Origin of the sequence: Pigmentiphaga sp. (assembly GCF_019689535.1) — a bacterium.
Taxonomy (GTDB): Bacteria; Pseudomonadota; Gammaproteobacteria; order Burkholderiales; family Burkholderiaceae_B; genus Pigmentiphaga.
Window position 1 is genome coordinate 12,578 of sequence record NZ_JADGHH010000015.1, and the last position, 16,679, is coordinate 29,256.

Genomic DNA, 16,679 nt, shown 5'->3' on the forward strand with positions numbered 1-16,679 from the left:
AAGCCCAGTCGAAGCGCAGCAGGCACCGCCCCTCTCGTCAGTTCAGGGTACCGTTCTTGCCCCCCGCGCTGAAGCGGCCGGCGCCGATCAACGCGATGACTAGGCCCCCGAACAAGTAAAGACCTTGGAGCTCCAAGGCCCAGGCCCCGTTCTTGGTAACGGAGAAAATTTGGTTGCTGTGCGCCAGGGCTATCGCCACCACCATGTTGATGGCCACGAGCAACCCGCCCACGCGGGCGTACAAGCCGACGAGCAGGAGGATGGGCGCCACGACTTCACCCACGTAGACGAAATACCCGAGCGCCGTGGGTAAATGATGCGAGGCAAGCAAGCTTTTGACGAAACCGATGCCGCCGATGACTTTGGGGATGCCATGCATCAGCATGAGCACCCCAATGGTTACGCGAAGCAGGAGTTTGCCGAGATCGTCTGCGGTCTGGAGCATGTGTTGCGCATGGAGTAGAGGACGAAGTCTCGCATTACATCATATGTCCATGGCGCAAGCACTGCTGGCGAGGCCGCAGCAGCGGCCTCGTCGGATTTTCATTACTGCTTGTTCGGCTGCGGCGTAATACGCAAATAGGGCCGCACAGCCTTATAGCCCTTGGGGAATTTTTGCTTGATGACTTCCGGATCCTGCAGCGTCGGCACGATGATCACGTCATCGCCGTCCTTCCAGTTCACGGGCGTGGCCACGCTGTAATTGTCCGTCAGCTGCAACGAGTCGATCACGCGCAGGATTTCATCGAAATTGCGGCCGGTACTGGCGGGATACGTAATGGTGAGCCGCACCTTCTTGGCAGGATCGATGATGAACACGGAACGCACCGTAGCCGTCGCACTGGCGTTGGGGTGGATCATGTCGTACAGCGTCGAGACCTTGCGGTCGGCATCGGCCAGGATGGGGAAATTCACGGTGCAGTTCTGGGTTTCGTTGATGTCCCCGATCCACTTCTGGTGGGAATCGACCGGATCGACCGACAGCGCCAGCACCTTCACGTTGCGCTTGGCGAATTCGTCTGCCAGCTTTGCCGTGTAACCCAATTCCGTGGTGCATACCGGCGTGAAATCGGCCGGGTGGGAGAACAGCACGCCCCAGCTATCGCCAAGGTACTCATAGAAACGAATACGGCCGATCGAAGAATCCTGTTCGAAATCGGGCGCGGTATCGCCCAGACGCAGTGCAGCCATAGCAGCCTCCTCTCCAAATGTGCAAATTCCGAAACAGAGATTTTGGTCCTCCAACCCGGGGGCGGGAACGACCAATTACACATATTCTTATATCTACCCAGAATAAGATATGGGTTAATGCTTATTTCTGGGTATAAGCCCTTGTCGACCGACCATAAAAACTGCGGTAATTAACAAACGCGAAATTGTTTGTTCCCAGTAATGAGCCTCGTCGTCATCATGTGCTCATGCGACTGCAACCTTTGATCGTCCCCGGCTGGAACAACTCCGGCCCCACACACTGGCAAAGCCTTTGGGAAGCCTGTTTACCCCGCGCAGTACGCGTACAGCAGCGGGATTGGACTTCCCCCAACGTCCATGAGTGGACTTGTGCCCTGGCCGCCGCCATCGAAGCGGCACCCCGGCCGCCACTCCTCATCGCTCACAGCCTCGGCTGCATCACGGTATGCCACCTGCCGCTACGCATTCGGGAAAAAGTGGCGGGGGCGCTGCTCGTCGCGCCGGCCGACGTGGAGCGGGAAGGCGCGCCGGAGGCGCTGCGGTCGTTCTGCCCCATACCGATGCAGACGCTCCCGTTCCAGAGTGTGGTCGTGGCAAGTACCAACGATCCTTATTGTTCGTTGGAACGGGCTCGAGAATTTGCGCAAGCCTGGGGCAGCAGGTTCGAGCAGATCGAAAACGGCGGTCACATCAACGCCGACTCGGGCTTCGGCGCATGGCCGCACGGACTGAAGCTGCTTGCCGCGCTGAGGCGGCGGGCACACTGGAGAATCCCGATCGCGCCGTGCCGCACGCCGCCCCTGCCTCCTCCGCATTCGGCTGGGCCGCAACACCGCTCGCCGCACCGCGCCTCGCACTGAACGCCGCGCCGGCGTCAGAACGCATCCGCCGGCATGGCGAGCGTGCTCGTCGCCCCATGGAGGATTTCGCGGCGCAAGGCCTCTACGCGCGGCAACAGGTGCGCACAATAGAACCGCGCCGAGGCGAGCTTGGCCGGGTAGAAGTCGTCGACGTCGCCCTTGGCGATCTTGCGCTGGGCGGCAAGCGCCGCGCGGGCCATCTGCCATCCCCCATGGGCATAGCCCGCCAGCATCAGGTAGGGCACGCTGCCCGCATAGACTTCGCGCACGTCGCCTCGGTAGCGCTCGGCCACGAAGCGCACTACGTCCTCGTAGGCGCCCACCGCCTCGGCCAACTGCGTGCGCAATTCGCTCAAGCTGCCTTCGGCGTCCAGCTCGGCGAGGGTTTCGCGCATCAGCCCGATGATGGCCATGGCCATGGCGCCGCCGTCGCGCGCCGTCTTGCGGCCGACCAAATCATTGGCCTGGATGGCGGTGGTGCCCTCGTATATCGAGAGAATGCGCGCGTCACGGTAATACTGCGCAGCCCCCGTCTCCTCGATGAAGCCCATGCCGCCGTGCACCTGGATGCCCAACGACGCGACCTCCACCGCCATCTCGGTCGCAAAGCCCTTCACGATGGGAACCATATACTCGTAGAAGGCCTGGTTGCGCCGGCGCACTTCCGCATCGGGGTGCCGGTGCGCGAAATCGTGCGCGCCGGCCGCCACGTACGCCACCGCCCGGGCCGCCTCAGTCAGGGTGCGCATGGTAAGCAACATGCGGCGCACGTCGGGATGATGGACGATGGCCACCGGCCCGGCGGACCCCTCCACGGCGCGGCTCTGGACGCGCTCCTTGGCATAGGCGGCCGCATGCCGATAGGCACGCTCGGCCAAGGCAACCCCCTGGATGCCCACGGCGAACCGGGCCGCGTTCATCATGATGAACATGGTCTCCAGCCCGCGATTGACCTCTCCGATGAGGTAACCCACCGCGCCTGCACCCACCTCGCCCTTGCCCTCGCCGTAGAGCAGGACGGCGGTCGGGCTGGCCTTGATGCCCAGCTTGTGCTCGATGGATGCGCACCAGACATCATTGCGCTTGCCCAGCGAACCGTCGTCGTTGACGAGGAACTTGGGCACGATGAATAGCGATAACCCCTTCACGCCTTCCGGGGCGTCCGGAACCCTGGCCAGCACCATGTGCACAATGTTCTGTGCCATGTCGTGCTCGCCATACGTGATGAAGATTTTTTGCCCGAACAAGCGGTAAGTGCCGTCGGCCTGGGGTACCGCCCGCGTCCGCACCAGCGAAAGGTCCGAACCTGCCTGTGGCTCGGTCAGGTTCATGGTGCCCGTCCATGAGCCGTCGATCATGGAGGGAATGAACCGGCGCTTTTGCTCTTCGCTGCCGGCCGCCAGCAACACTTCGATGGCGCCGTCCGTGAGCAATGGGCACAGGGCGAACGCCAGGCAGGCCGCGTTGAGATTCTCCATGCACGGGGTCGCCACGAGCTTGGGCAGGCCTTGGCCGCCGTACTCAATGGGGTGTTGAAGCCCTTGCCAGCCGCCCCCGACGAAACTGCGAAACGCCTCCTTGAAGCCCGGCGACGACGTCACGATGCCGTCGCTCCAGGAAGGCGGCCGAAGGTCGCCGTCGCGGTTCAGCGGCGCGATCACGTCTTCGAGCAGCTTGGCGTTCTCGTCCAGGATCGCATCGACCAACTCCGGGCTGGCTTCCTCGCCGCCGGGCAATTGACGCACCTTCTCCAAGCCGGCCAATTCGTGAAGCACGAATCGAATGTCCCGCAAGGGAGCAGCATAAGCCATGGAAACCTCCGGTCGAAAACTCACCGAGGCCGCGCGAGAAACCGGCTGGAAGCGCCGTCGCGCGGCCCGCCCCGGGAACGCCGCGGGGCGGGCCTCACCCACGCCCGCCGGTCCCTCGGGGACGCATGGTCGCGTCTAGGGCTAGAGTGCGTTGGTCAGTTCGGGTACGGCAGTGAACAAATCCGCCACCAAGCCGTAGTCGGCCACGCCGAAGATGGGTGCTTCGGGATCCTTGTTGATCGCCACGATCACCTTGGAATCCTTCATCCCGGCCAAATGCTGGATGGCGCCCGATATCCCCACGGCGATGTACAGCTGCGGGGCCACGATCTTGCCGGTTTGCCCGACCTGCCAGTCGTTGGGGGCATAGCCGGCGTCCACCGCGGCACGGGATGCGCCCATCGCCGCGCCGAGCTTGTCGGCCAGCGGCTCGAGCAACTTGAAGTTCTCGGCACTGCCCATGCCGCGTCCGCCCGACACCACCACCTTGGCCGCAGTCAGTTCAGGCCGGTCGGTCTTGGCCACCTCACGGCCCACGAACGAAGACTTGCCGCTATCGCCCACGGCCTGCACGTTCTCCACGGCGGCCGAACCGCCAGTGGCCCCGGCCGCATCGAACGCCGTGGTGCGAACGGTGATTACTTTGACCGGGTCCGAGGACTGCACCGTCGCGACGGCGTTGCCCGCGTAGATGGGCCGCTCGAAAGTGTCGGCGGACTCAATGCCGATGATGTCCGAGACCTGTGCAACGTCCAGCTTCGCGGCCACGCGCGGCGCCACGTTCTTGCCGTAGGCCGTGGCGGGGAAAAGAATGTGGCTGTATCCCTGGGCGACCGCCAACACCTGCGCGGCCACGTTCTCGGCCAACCCTTCGGCCAGCGGCGCGCCATCGGCCGCCAGCACCTTGGCCACACCCGCCACCTGGGCCGCTGCCTGAACCGCGCCGGCCACGCCGGAGCCGGCCACCAGGACGTGCACCTCGCCGCCCAGGCGTTGCGCCGCCGTAATCGTATTCAGCGTCGAGCCACGCAGCTGGGCATTGTCATGTTCCGCTACGACGAGTATCGCCATCTTTACACCACCTTCGCTTCGTTCTTGAGTTTGTCGACCAGCTCGGCCACGTCGGCCACTTTCACGCCCGCCTTGCGCGCAGGCGGCTCGGTGACCTTTAACGTCTTCAGGCGCGGCTTGACGTCCACGCCCAGGTCTTCAGGCTTGACCGTGTCCAAGGGCTTCTTCTTGGCCTTCATGATGTTGGGCAGGGTCACGTACCGCGGTTCGTTGAGCCGCAGGTCCGTGGTCACCACCGCAGGCAGCGCGAGCGCCACCGTCTCGAGGCCGCCGTCCACTTCACGGGTCACCGTGGCCTTGCCGTCGGCCAGTTCCAGCTTGCTGGCAAAGGTCGCCTGGGGCCAATCGAGCAACGCGGCCAGCATCTGGCCGGTCTGGTTCGCATCGTCGTCGATGGCCTGCTTGCCGAGTATCACGAGTTGCGGCTGCTCTTTGTCGACCAGGGCCTTGAGCAGCTTGGCCACCGCCAGCGGCTGCAGCTCTTCCTGGGTTTCGACCAGGATTGCCCTATCGGCGCCGATCGCCATGGCCGTGCGCAGGGTTTCCTGGCACTGTGCGACGCCGCACGACACCGCCACGATCTCGGTCACGACGCCCTTTTCCTTCAAGCGCGTCGCTTCCTCCACCGCGATTTCGTCGAACGGGTTCATCGACATTTTCACGTTCGCGATGTCCACGCCTGTCTGATCCGACTTCACCCGGACCTTCACATTGTAGTCAACCACTCGTTTGACTGGCACTAACACCTTCATATGCTTGCAACCTCGTTTAAGTGAACCGGCTTAGCCAGGCGCGACCGCAGGCGACTCCGCGTGCGGAACAGGCAATCGTTTGATTATAGAGGGAATCGGACGGCGCCGCTTTTCTCGCGGGGATACGGGTAAATACGGACCTCGCGGGGTGGTGCCATTGGCCGGCACGCCCAGTGCCGTGCTCGGCGCTCATATGCCGGCCAGCGCGCGGATGTGGGCGGTCACGCTGCGGCCCAGCGCGGACAAGTTGTAACCGCCCTCCAGGCAGCTCACCACGCGCGCACCGTGGCGGCGCGCCAATTCAGAGAGCTGCTCGGTCATCCACGCGTAATCTGCCTCGACGAGCCCCAGGCGCCCGAGGTCATCCTCCCGGTGCGCGTCGAACCCGGCCGACACCAGCACCAGTTGCGGCCGAAACGCATCCAGCCGCGGCATCCACTTGGAAGATACCAAATCGCGTATGGCCGAACCCTCCGTGTAGGCCGCCACGGGCTCGTTGAGCATATTGCTCCCCAACGGCTCGAGGCCGCTGAAGGGATAAAACGGATGCTGGAAGAATCCGCACATCAGGATGCGCTCGTCGCCCGCCAGCGCGGCTTCGGTGCCATTGCCGTGATGAACATCGAAATCCACGATCGCCACGCGCTCCAAGCCGTGCCTGGCAATGGCATGGCGCGCCGCGATCGCCACGTTGTTGAGCAGGCAGAAACCCATCGCGCGATCGGGACAGGCGTGATGGCCCGGAGGGCGCACGGCGCAGAACGCGGCCTCGCCCTCGCCCGCCAAGACGGCGTCCACGGCCGCAACCGCCGCGCCCGCGGCATGCAGCGCAGCAACGTAGGAATAGGGATTCATTGCCGTATCGGGATCGAGTTCGACGTACCCCTGACTCGGCGCGCGCGCCGCAAGCGACGCCAGATACTCGGCCGTATGCACCCGCAGCAGCGCTTCCTGGGTAGCGCGCGGCGCCTCACGCTCAAGCAAGTGGGCCGCCACGCCGGAGGCCAGCAGCTGGTCCGAGATCGCATCCAGCCGCGCCGGGCACTCCGGATGCCCCGCCCCCATCTCGTGCTGCTTGCAGGCCGGATGCGTAAAGATAAGCGTCGCCATGGGCTCCATTATGCGCTCGACTTGCATCGAAACCGAACAGTCGGCAGCATCATGCTATCGATATCGCTTCGACGGAAATCTTACGCGTGAACCCGCAACGCCGCTTCCTGCAAACTCGCCGATCCGGCGCCCTCTTGCTCGCCATGCTCGGCCTTTGGGGCTGTGGTACGAAACCACCCACGCCGGCCGCCGCGCCGGCTCCCGCGGCATCTGCGCGTCCCGCACCGGGGCTTGCGCATGCGATCGCCGGTCCCTTGCAGGACAGCTCCCCACCGCCAGCCGCCGTTCCCGTACCGCTCCCTGCCACCGGCCCGGCGCCGGGCACCGCCGTCGAACCAGCGCCCGGGCCGGCCGCAGGCCAGATTCCGCAACCGGACCCCAAGCGGGTGTTCGCAGCCGAGATGGCGAGCCGCGGCCTCGACCCGGCCGAAGTCGCCACCCTGCTCGAGCGTGCCCGATACTCCGAGACCATCGCCAGACTCGTACTGCCGCCCGCATCCCCCACCATGCGCAGCTGGCCCCGTTATCGCTCGCGGTTCGTCGAGAGCCGGCGCATCCGGGAAGGAATCGCCTTCCAAGAAGCGCACGCCCGTACGCTGGCGCTCGCCGAAGCGCGCTACGGCGTTCCGGCATCCATCATCGTAAGCGTCATCGGCGTAGAGACCTTTTACGGTCGCATTACCGGTAACTTCCGCGTCATCGACGCCTTGTCGACGCTGGCTTTCCACTACCCACCCCAGGCGCGCACCGACCGCAGCACCTTCTTTCGCGAGCAGCTCGCGCAGTTCCTGGTCTGGTGCAAGGAAACCGGCCAGGACCCGCTGGCAGTGAAAGGGTCTTATGCGGGCGCGATAGGCCTGCCGCAATTCATGCCCGGCAGCCTGCGCAAGTTCGCCGTCGATGGCGATGGGGATGGCCGCATCGACCTATTGGGCAGTCCAGCGGATGCCATACTTTCCGTCGCCAACTTCCTGGTCGAGCACGGCTGGCGGCGCGAGCAACCGGTATTCCTGCCCATCTCGCTACCCGCCGACCCCGCAGCGCTCGTCGACGGAGGCCTTAAGCCCACGCTCACCTGGGAACAGTTGCGTGCTGCCGGCGCCCGCGCGCCCAGCGTCCCCGGCATGTCGGACGAATGGCAAAGCTGGCCGCTCGGCGTGATCGATCTTTACGATGGCGCCACCGGCACGACCGAATACCGCGTGGCTGCACCGAATTTCTTTGTCCTGACCGAATACAACCGGAGCTATTTCTACGCCGCCTCGGTCACCGACCTGGCCGTGGAGCTGGAGCGCCGGAACCGCGTGGCAAGCCGGCTACGCGTCGGTCAGTTGAATACGCCGGTCGATAAATAACGGTCGCCACGGTCGCAAACGATGAAAACGATGGTGGCATTCTCGACGGTTTCAGCAACTTTCAGCGCCGCCACCAGGGCCCCTGCCGACGAAATCCCGCCGAAGATGCCCTCCTCGGCCGCCAGGCGCCGCGCCATGGCTTCGGCCTCGGCCTGAGAGACGTACTCAAGGCGATCGACCGCGCTGGGATCGTAGATCTTGGGCAGGTACGCCTGCGGCCATTTGCGTATGCCAGGGATCTGCGAGCCCTCCGAGGGCTGTGCGCCCACAACCTGGATGCCGGGATTGCGGCCCTTGAGATAGCGCGAGACGCCCATGATCGTGCCGGTCGTGCCCATGGCACTCACGAAATGTGTGATTTGCCCGTCGGTGTCGCGCCAGATTTCGGGCCCGGTCGTTTCGACGTGCGCCTGCGGATTGTCCGGATTCGCGAACTGGTCCAGGACTTTGCCCTTGCCCTCGGCCTGCATTTTCATCGCGAGGTCGCGGGCATATTCCATGCCGCCCTCCGACGCAGGCGTGAGGATCAATTCCGCGCCATAGGCCGTCATCGCCGCGCGCCGCTCCAGGGAAAGGTTGTCTGGCATGATGAGAATCATGCGATAGCCCCGAATGGCAGCCACCAGCGCCAGCGCAATGCCTGTGTTGCCGCTGGTGGCCTCGATCAGCGTATCGCCGGGCTTGATCTCGCCCCGCGCCTCGGCGCGCGCAATCATGGAGAGCGCGGGACGGTCCTTGACGGAACCAGCCGGATTATTGCCTTCCAGCTTCGCGAGGATGACGTTGCCGCGCGCGGCGTTGCCCTCGCCCGGGATGCGCTGTAGGCGGACCAGCGGCGTATTGCCTATGGTCTGTTCAATGGTGGGATAGCTTTTCATGCGCCCCATCATAATCCAGCCGAAGAATTTAATTCCTTTTACCCTTACTTCCCGGAGGAATATTGATCATCATCGCAGGCCCCGCGCCGCCCTGCCGATCGAGGGTCAATCCCGCCGCGCGCAGCTTCTGCAGGCGTTTCTCCCCTAGGCCTCGTACGCGCTCGGCTAGGTCCTGGAAAGATGAAAACGGACCGCCCCGGCGACGCTCCTGCACGATGGCGGCAGCTGTCTTGGGGCCGACGCCCCGCACGGCTTCGAGCTGGCTCTGGGTGGCGGTATTCACGTCTACCGCGCCGGCGGCGGCGACCGCCCCGAACCCCAGCCCCGCAGCGAGGGCGACGCGGCCGGCATAGCGGCGCGCCCCGCGCAAGCGGAATGGCCGGGGATCGGGCTCGGCCCGAGTGGGATCGAGAAATGGATTCATGGTCGGACTCCGTGCAATATTGCAGGTGGCCGGACGGCCACCCTGCATCCGGCTCGCGTTCCGGACACTGCAAGCTTGCTCCTCGCACGCACGTCCAGGCGCACGCGCGAACTCCGAAGTCCTAGCGGGAAAACGCGTAGCGGGCGTGCCTGCCCGCTCAGGACACCATGCCGCGCAGCTCCCGGATGTATTCCGACACCCCTACCTGCACGTCGCGCATCGGTGCGGTGAAACCGGCCGCGCGCAACTTGGTGACGTCGGCCTGGGTGTAGCTCTGGTAGCGCCCCTTCAAATCCTCGGGAAACTCGATGTAGCGGATCAGGCCTTGCGCGACGAGTTCCGCCAGCGGCAACGGTGCCTCCCCACGCTCCTGGCGCAGCGTGTTGACCACCGCCATGGCCACGTCATTGAAAGGCTGTGCCCGCCCCGTCCCGCAGTTGAACACTCCAGAAACGGGATGGTCGAGGAAATGCAGGTTGACGGCGACCACGTCGTGCACCGAGATGAAATCCCGCTGCTGCTCTCCGTCGCCATAGCCGTCCCACCCGCCGAACAGGCGCACGTGTCCCTCCTTGAGGAACTGGTTCATGTTGTGGAATGCCACCGAGGCCATGCGCCCCTTGTGCTGTTCCCGCGGGCCATACACGTTGAAATAGCGCAGGCCGGTCACAGGTGCGGTGAGCGAGCCCAGCCTGCGCCGCAACACCTGGTCGAACAAGAACTTGGAATAGCCGTAGACGTTCAGCGGCTTTTCGTTCGCAGGATCTTCCGCATACACCGGCCCGGCGCCGTACACCGCCGCCGACGAGGCATACAGGAAAGGAATCCTGGCCTGCTGCGCATATTCGAACAGCTCGAGCGTGACGCGGTAATTGTTGTCCATCATGTACTGGCCATTGCGCTCAGTGGTGTCCGAGCACGCGCCTTGGTGCAGGATGGCGTCGACCTTGGGCAGCCTTCCCTCGGCAACCCGCCGGCGGAAATCGTTCTTGTCCAGGTAGTCGGCAATGTCGCAGTCGACGAGGTTGACGAATTTGTCGCCTTCGAGCAGGTCGTCGACCGCGATGATGTCGCGCTCGCCGCGGGCGTTCAGGCCCTTGACCAAATTGCTGCCGATGAATCCGGCCGCTCCCGTTACGATGATCATGGCAAAACCCTCTGCTAGGCCGCAACGCCGGCGCGCAATTCCGCCGGGGTCACGATCGATGTACCCAACTTGCCGACCACGATGCCGCCTGCCAGGTTGGCCCATCGCATGGCCGTGTGCAAGTCCAGGCCGGCGGCGCGCATGACCGCCAGCGTAGCGATGACGGTGTCTCCGGCACCCGATACGTCGAAGACTTCCCTGGCCTGCGCATCCACGTGGTCCCTGCCTTCGGCCGTGTACAAGGTCATGCCGTGTTCCGAACGCGTCACCAGCAGCGCGTCCAGGTCCAAGGCCGTGCGCAAGTGCTGCGCGCGCTCGGTCAGTTGCGCTTCGTCGCGCCAACGCCCGACCGCCTCGCGCATTTCGGACTGGTTGGGCGTCACCAGGGTAGCACCCCTATACCGGCTGTAGTCGTCGCCCTTGGGATCGACTAGCACGACGGCGCCACGAGCCCGCGCAAGCGCAATCAAATCCTGGACTTCGGTCAGCACGCCCTTGGCATAGTCGGAAAATACGACCACGTCGTGGTCCGCCAGGTGCACGGCCACCCGGGCGGCCAGTTCGGCCAGCACGCCGCGGGTCGGATACTGTTCGAAGTCCACCCGCAGCAATTGCTGCTGCCTGCCCAGCACGCGCATCTTCATCGTAGTGGGCACGGCGGCGTCCGTCACGAGGTCCGCGATGACGCCATCGCCCTCGCACAAGCGCGCGATGACGCGCCCGGACTCATCGTCCCCGACGACGCCGACGAGGGTAACCCGGGCCCCGAGCGCGGCGGCGTTGCGCGCCACGTTGGCAGCCCCGCCCAGCCTGTCTTCGCTGCGCGACACGTGCACGACCGGCACCGGCGCCTCGGGAGAAATACGGTGAACTTCGCCGAACCAATAACGGTCCAGCATCACGTCCCCGACCACCAGCACGCGCGCGGCGGCGCGCTGGGCATCGGAGGGAAATGCGCCCATGGCTGCCCCGGTCATTCGAGGCCCCCCTGCGTCGCCGGGGAGGTGCCGGAGCAATCCAGCAGGCGGCGCCTCCGTGTCCGCTCCGCATTCTCGGGAGCGCCCTTCAGGGCGTAATGGGGGCCATGTCTATCCATCGAGTTCTTCCAGCCGTTTAGGCGCGTAAGTATCCCAAGCGTTGCAGCCGGGGCATTGCCAATGAAACCGCTTCGCCTTGAAGCCGCATGCCTGGCAGGCATAACGATCCAAGCGTTGCGTATGCTTTTGTATCAGGCTGCGCATCAGCACAGCATCATCCGCCGGCGTCCACGGCGATGCGGCCTCGGACTGCGGATTGTTGAGCGTCACGACGTTGGCCGCCGCCTGCTGCCCCGCCGCCGCTTGGGCCGTCTTCTCGCCGCTCACCTGGGCTTCCAGCAGGCGATCGAGCCCCAATAGCGAGGGATTGCGCTGGAGCGCGGCGCGCGCGAAATTCCATGCCTGGTTCAAGCCGCGCTGGCGGCGCAAGGCCTGGAAAATGGCATTGAACAAATCCAGCGAGGGATAGCGGGCGTAGTGCGCCTGGAGTTTCTCCAAGCCTTCGTTGAGCGTCCCCCGCGCCTCGTGGTTCGCGAGGAACGGTTCGGCCACCAGGCCGGCGTATTCGGGATGGGAGGAAAGCACCGACTCCAAGTGGAGCAGCTGCGTGCGCAAATCCCCTTCCCGCTTGGCCAAGTCGGCCCGCATCATCGACACGCGGACGTGCGGCGAATCGCCGCTACCGCGCGCCGCCTGGATCGACGCATGGGTGGCGGCGTCCAGCGCGGCATATGCACCTTCGAGATCGCCCGATGCGATCGCGGCGGCCGCCGCCTCGCAGTGGAAATGGACAGCCTGCGGCACGGGCTCGTCGATCAACCCCTGCAAGGCCTGGACCGCCTGGATCGCACGGGGCCAGTCCCGCTCGGTTTCGTGGATGCGGATCAGCGCCCGCAACGCATCGGGGGCAAAACGCGTGCCCTTGAGTTGGTCGAAAGCCGCCTCGGCGCGGTCCAGCATGCCAGCGCGCAGATAGTCTTGCGCCAGCTCGTGCAAAGCTTGCTCCCGCTGGTTGTCCGGAAGGTCGGCGCGCTGCAGCAGGTTCTGGTGCACCCGTATGGCGCGTTCGATTTCGCCCCGGCGGCGAAACAAACTGCCGAGCGCAAAATGCAGCTCTATGGTCTCCGGATCGAGCTTGGCGACTTCGATGAAGGCATCGATGGCCCGGTCGTGCTGTTCATTCAGCAGAAAATTGAGGCCGCGAAAATAAGAATCCGGCACGCTGCGATGCTCGGAAAGCATCTGGCGGATATCTACGCGAGCCGCGATCCAGCCCAATCCAAATAACAAGGGGATGGCGATCAGCCACCAGGGTTCGAAATCCACGTCGTAACGGCCTTACAAGGGAGTCGAGGGGAGCACCGCGTCCGGTGACGGCGGGGCGTCTGCCGAGGCAGCGCCCTGCCCGGCCGCCCTGAGCTGCTCGACTTCTCGCTTGAGCGCAGCCATCTCGCGCCGCCGCCGAAGCACGCCCGGCACGGTCAACAACAAGCCGAAGATGGCGCCTACCACGAAGCTCGCCAACATGACCACGATCAACGGCACTTCGCTGATGAGGTGATTGGCAAAGAAATACACATTCACCCGGTCGGTATTCTTGAGCGCGAACAGCAGGACTACCACGAATACCACGAGCCGCAGTGCCCAGACGAGATATCGCATGTCGAAACTCCAGGTGGCAGAGGAATTGGAATTGGAATTGTAATTGAGCCCATCCCCGGCGCACCTCGCATGCCTGCCCCAGGCCGGAATCCGCACCGCGCCCGCGCACATGGGGGGATGGATATGCGGACAAAGAAAAACCCCGCCGAGGCGGGGTGGTTCCATTGCGGGCCGCACGGCCGGTTGGGTCAACGGCTGGAAGGCTCCTGAGCGGCGATGTCTACCCGCTCACGCAATTCCTTGCCGGCCTTGAAATGCGGCACCCGTTTCTCGGGCACGAGCACCTTTTCTCCGGATTTGGGATTGCGCCCGATGCGCGGCGGACGCTTGGACAGCGAAAAACTACCGAAACCGCGAATCTCGATTCGCTGCCCTTCCGAAAGGGATTGGGCCATAGCGTCGAGAATGGTCTTGACGGCGTAATCGGCATCTTTGGCGACTAGCTGCGGATACCGGGCGGCCAATCGGGCGATCAACTCGGATTTCGTCATGGAGTTCTCGGACCTCATGCGAACTGCCAATGGCGCGAACTACAAGGCTTTGCTTCGAAAGAACAAAGCCCCCCTCGAAAGAACGCCGTTCCCCCATGGGCCTCAGAGCACTCCAGGCTTACCAGGCCTGGCCGGGCCCGCCAGCCACTCGTCGCCGCCCCATGGAGCGGCGACGCGGCCGACAGGGGCGGAAATTACCCGTTTTCGCGCTGATCGAGCTTGGCCTTCAGCAGAGCGCCCAGGTTGGTGGTACCCGAAGAGGCGCTGGCGTCGGACATGCGCTGGATGGCCTCGGCCGTCTCGGCGTTGTCCTTGGCCTTGATGGACAGTTGGATCGAGCGGGTCTTGCGATCGATGTTCAGGATCATCGCCTCGATGTTGTCGCCGGCGTTCAGGACGGTGGTAGCGTCTTCCACGCGGCCCGAGGAGATCTCGGAAGCGCGCAGGTAGCCTTCGACGTCGACCGAGAGGGTCACGACCGCGCCCTTGGGTTCGACCGACTTCACCGTACCTTGGACGATGGCGCCCTTGTCATGGGTAGCGACGAAATTGTTGAACGGATCGCCTTCCAGCTGCTTGATGCCCAACGAGATGCGTTCTTTCTCGGTATCGATGCCGAGCACCACGGCCTCGACCTCGTCGCCCTTCTTGAAGTTGCGCACGGCCTCTTCGCCGGGCTCGCTCCACGACAGGTCGGACAGGTGCACCAGGCCGTCGATGCCGCCAGGCAGGCCCACGAACACGCCGAAGTCGGTGATCGACTTGATGGCACCGCGGACCTTGTCGCCGCGCTTGTGGTTGATCGCGAACTCTTCCCACGGGTTGGGACGGCACTGCTTCATGCCCAGCGAGATGCGGCGACGATCCTCGTCGATCTCGAGCACCATGACTTCCACTTCGTCGCCCAGGGTGACGACCTTCTTGGGATCCACGTTCTTGTTGGTCCAGTCCATCTCGGATACGTGGACCAAGCCTTCGATGCCGGCTTCCACCTCGACGAACGCACCGTAGTCGGTCAGGTTGGTCACCTTGCCGAACAGGCGGGTGCCTTGCGGATAGCGGCGAGCCAGGCCGACCCACGGATCTTCGCCCAGCTGCTTGACGCCCAGCGAGACGCGGTTCTTTTCCTGGTCGAACTTGAGGACCTTGGCCTGGATTTCCTGGCCGACGGACAGGACCTCCGACGGGTGGCGCACGCGGCGCCATGCGAGGTCGGTGATGTGCAGCAGGCCATCGATGCCGCCGAGGTCGACGAACGCACCGTAGTCGGTGATGTTCTTGACGATGCCGTTGACGATGGCACCTTCGTGCAGGGTCTCGAGCAGCTTCTGGCGCTCCTCGCCCATGTTGGCCTCGAGCACGGCGCGGCGCGACAGCACGACGTTGTTGCGCTTGCGGTCGAGCTTGATGACCTTGAATTCGAGGGTCTTGCCTTCGTACGGGGTGGTGTCCTTGACGGGACGCAGGTCGACCAGCGAGCCGGGCAAGAAGGCGCGGATGCCGTTGGTCATGACAGTCAGGCCACCCTTGACCTTGCCGGTGATGGTGCCGGTGACGAGCTCGCCGGACTCCAGGGCCTTCTCGAGCTGCAGCCATGCCGCCAGGCGCTTGGCGCGGTCGCGGGACAGCACGGTGTCGCCGTAGCCGTTCTCGAGCGCATCAATGGCGACCGAAACGAAATCGCCTTCGGAAACCTCGAGCTCGCCCTTGTCGTCGAGGAACTCCTCGATGGGGATCAAGGCCTCGGACTTCAGGCCGGCATTGACCACGACATAGTTATGGTCGATGCGCACCACCTCGGCGGTGATGACTTCGCCGGATTTCATCTCCTGGCGCTTGATGCTTTCTTCGAACAGGGCGGCAAAGCTTTCTTCGCCGGCAAGATTTTGGGAAACCGAAGACATGTATGTGTTACCGGGTTACGCACCTCATGGGGGCGGCCGAGACATTCGACCTGACACCGCACCAATCGGTGGAGTTGCAAAACCTCATAGCTGAGGGCCTACACGTTCTGGCAGCGCCTTCAGGCGCCAGCCAAGGATGCGCGCTCCTGCCACCACGCAAGAACCTGCGCCACCGTCTCGTCAATCGATAAGTGGGAGGAGTCCAGCACCAACGCATCCGGCGCCGCGGCCAAAGGCGCCGTGGCCCGTTGCGTATCGCGTGCATCGCGCGCTTCCAAATCACGCAAAAGGGTTAAGAGGTTAGCCGAAAACCCCTTTTCGATCAACTGTTTATAGCGTCGCTCGGCCCGCGCCTCCACGCTCGCTACTAGGAATATTTTGAGGTCAGCGTCCGGGAACACAACGGTTCCCATGTCGCGCCCGTCCGCCACCAGCCCGGGAGGCTGCCGGAAAGCACGCTGCCGGTCGAGCAGCGCAGCCCGCACCGGCGCCAGGGCGGCGACCTGGGAGGCGAGATTGCCCACCTCCTCGCGACGGATGTCCTCGCTCACATTTCGCCCCGCCAGGCTCACGCCTGTGGCACCGAAGCACACGTCCAGCTCCGCCGCCACCCGGGCAGCCCCTTCCACGTCGGCGGGCGACACGCCCTGTTCCAGGCAGGCCAGGGCCGTGAGCCGGTACAACGCCCCGCTGTCGAGCATGTGCCACCCCAGGTGCGCGGCAACCCGCGCAGCAACGGTCCCCTTGCCGGAAGCGGTAGGGCCGTCAATGGCGATTACGGGAACCGTCTTGGCCGTCATTCAAAAAACCTATCAATAGTTTTAAATCGATCAACTGGCGTATTTAGACCACAGCAATCAAAATACGAACCATTCTCATCAACAAAAAGGAACGCGGCAATGGCCAAGACCCTGGCTTTCGGCGGCCTGCACCTCGTCACCTCCTTCAGCGTGGCCTACATTATCACCGGCAGCGTCGCCATCAGC

At 64.2% G+C, this 16,679-nt stretch carries 18 protein-coding genes; 3 read left to right on the forward strand and 15 right to left on the reverse strand.

Features of this window, described 5'->3' with window-relative positions:
• Positions 1-37 precede the first annotated feature (37 nt).
• Together IRZ12_RS02525 and IRZ12_RS02530 are read right to left on the reverse strand one after the other, a co-directional pair.
• Complete coding sequence (locus IRZ12_RS02525; RefSeq protein WP_296463749.1) at positions 38-445, reverse strand: DoxX family protein; 408 nt, start codon at positions 443-445, stop codon at positions 38-40.
• Between the two features lie 101 nt (positions 446-546).
• On the reverse strand, positions 547-1,191 hold the full coding sequence (locus IRZ12_RS02530) for a peroxiredoxin (RefSeq protein WP_296463750.1): 645 nt from the start codon (positions 1,189-1,191) through the stop codon (positions 547-549).
• Between the two features lie 227 nt (positions 1,192-1,418).
• On the opposite strand from IRZ12_RS02530, the gene IRZ12_RS02535 reads away from it, so the two are divergent.
• The gene (locus IRZ12_RS02535) at positions 1,419-2,051 is read left to right on the forward strand and encodes an alpha/beta hydrolase (RefSeq protein WP_296463752.1); all 633 of its coding nucleotides are present in this window, start codon (positions 1,419-1,421) and stop codon (positions 2,049-2,051) included.
• Between the two features lie 14 nt (positions 2,052-2,065).
• Here the strand turns inward: IRZ12_RS02535 and IRZ12_RS02540 are convergent, their stop codons facing one another.
• The 4 genes from IRZ12_RS02540 to IRZ12_RS02555 form a co-directional block, all read right to left on the reverse strand.
• A complete protein-coding gene (locus tag IRZ12_RS02540) occupies positions 2,066-3,862 on the reverse strand; it encodes an acyl-CoA dehydrogenase (RefSeq protein ID WP_296463753.1) in 1,797 nt (598 codons plus the stop codon).
• Positions 3,863-4,003: 141 nt separating this feature from the next.
• Positions 4,004-4,933 (reverse strand): FAD-binding protein, encoded by a 930-nt coding sequence (locus IRZ12_RS02545; protein ID WP_296463754.1) that lies wholly within the window; start codon positions 4,931-4,933, stop codon positions 4,004-4,006.
• Positions 4,934-4,935: 2 nt separating this feature from the next.
• The gene (locus IRZ12_RS02550) at positions 4,936-5,685 is read right to left on the reverse strand and encodes an electron transfer flavoprotein subunit beta/FixA family protein (RefSeq protein WP_296463756.1); all 750 of its coding nucleotides are present in this window, start codon (positions 5,683-5,685) and stop codon (positions 4,936-4,938) included.
• A 189-nt stretch (positions 5,686-5,874) separates the two neighbouring features.
• Positions 5,875-6,795, reverse strand: coding sequence for a histone deacetylase family protein (locus tag IRZ12_RS02555; protein WP_296463759.1), 921 nt, complete (start codon positions 6,793-6,795; stop codon positions 5,875-5,877).
• Between the two features lie 143 nt (positions 6,796-6,938).
• Between IRZ12_RS02555 and mltB the strand changes: the two genes are divergently transcribed.
• A complete protein-coding gene (mltB, locus tag IRZ12_RS02560) occupies positions 6,939-8,150 on the forward strand; it encodes a lytic murein transglycosylase B (RefSeq protein ID WP_296463781.1) in 1,212 nt (403 codons plus the stop codon).
• Here the strand turns inward: mltB and cysM are convergent.
• The 9 genes from cysM to cmk all read right to left on the reverse strand — a co-directional run bounded on the left by cysM (position 8,123) and on the right by cmk (position 16,493).
• The gene (gene cysM / locus IRZ12_RS02565) at positions 8,123-9,028 is read right to left on the reverse strand and encodes a cysteine synthase CysM (protein ID WP_296463762.1); all 906 of its coding nucleotides are present in this window, start codon (positions 9,026-9,028) and stop codon (positions 8,123-8,125) included. The two genes, mltB and cysM, sit on opposite strands and share 28 nt — an antisense overlap.
• Before the next feature lie 28 nt (positions 9,029-9,056).
• Positions 9,057-9,452, reverse strand: coding sequence for a DUF655 domain-containing protein (locus IRZ12_RS02570; RefSeq protein ID WP_296463765.1), 396 nt, complete (start codon positions 9,450-9,452; stop codon positions 9,057-9,059).
• A 157-nt stretch (positions 9,453-9,609) separates the two neighbouring features.
• Positions 9,610-10,599, reverse strand: coding sequence for an ADP-glyceromanno-heptose 6-epimerase (gene rfaD / locus IRZ12_RS02575; RefSeq protein ID WP_296463766.1), 990 nt, complete (start codon positions 10,597-10,599; stop codon positions 9,610-9,612).
• 14 nt (positions 10,600-10,613) lie between these two features.
• Entirely contained in the window at positions 10,614-11,561 is a 948-nt protein-coding gene (gene rfaE1, locus IRZ12_RS02580) for a D-glycero-beta-D-manno-heptose-7-phosphate kinase (RefSeq protein WP_296463768.1), read from the reverse strand.
• 126 nt (positions 11,562-11,687) lie between these two features.
• On the reverse strand, positions 11,688-12,962 hold the full coding sequence (gene lapB, locus IRZ12_RS02585; RefSeq protein WP_296463770.1) for a lipopolysaccharide assembly protein LapB: 1,275 nt from the start codon (positions 12,960-12,962) through the stop codon (positions 11,688-11,690).
• 12 nt (positions 12,963-12,974) lie between these two features.
• Entirely contained in the window at positions 12,975-13,298 is a 324-nt protein-coding gene (locus IRZ12_RS02590) for a lipopolysaccharide assembly LapA domain-containing protein (RefSeq protein ID WP_296463772.1), read from the reverse strand.
• 188 nt (positions 13,299-13,486) lie between these two features.
• Positions 13,487-13,789 (reverse strand): integration host factor subunit beta, encoded by a 303-nt coding sequence (locus tag IRZ12_RS02595; RefSeq protein ID WP_296463774.1) that lies wholly within the window; start codon positions 13,787-13,789, stop codon positions 13,487-13,489.
• 194 nt (positions 13,790-13,983) lie between these two features.
• Positions 13,984-15,693 (reverse strand): 30S ribosomal protein S1, encoded by a 1,710-nt coding sequence (rpsA, locus tag IRZ12_RS02600; protein WP_296463776.1) that lies wholly within the window; start codon positions 15,691-15,693, stop codon positions 13,984-13,986.
• A 119-nt stretch (positions 15,694-15,812) separates the two neighbouring features.
• Entirely contained in the window at positions 15,813-16,493 is a 681-nt protein-coding gene (cmk, locus tag IRZ12_RS02605; protein ID WP_296463778.1) for a (d)CMP kinase, read from the reverse strand.
• 99 nt (positions 16,494-16,592) lie between these two features.
• On the opposite strand from cmk, the gene IRZ12_RS17540 reads away from it, so the two are divergent.
• Positions 16,593-16,679, forward strand: an 87-nt coding sequence (locus IRZ12_RS17540; RefSeq protein WP_367181572.1) for a DUF2061 domain-containing protein, incomplete at its 3' end; no start/stop codon positions are given.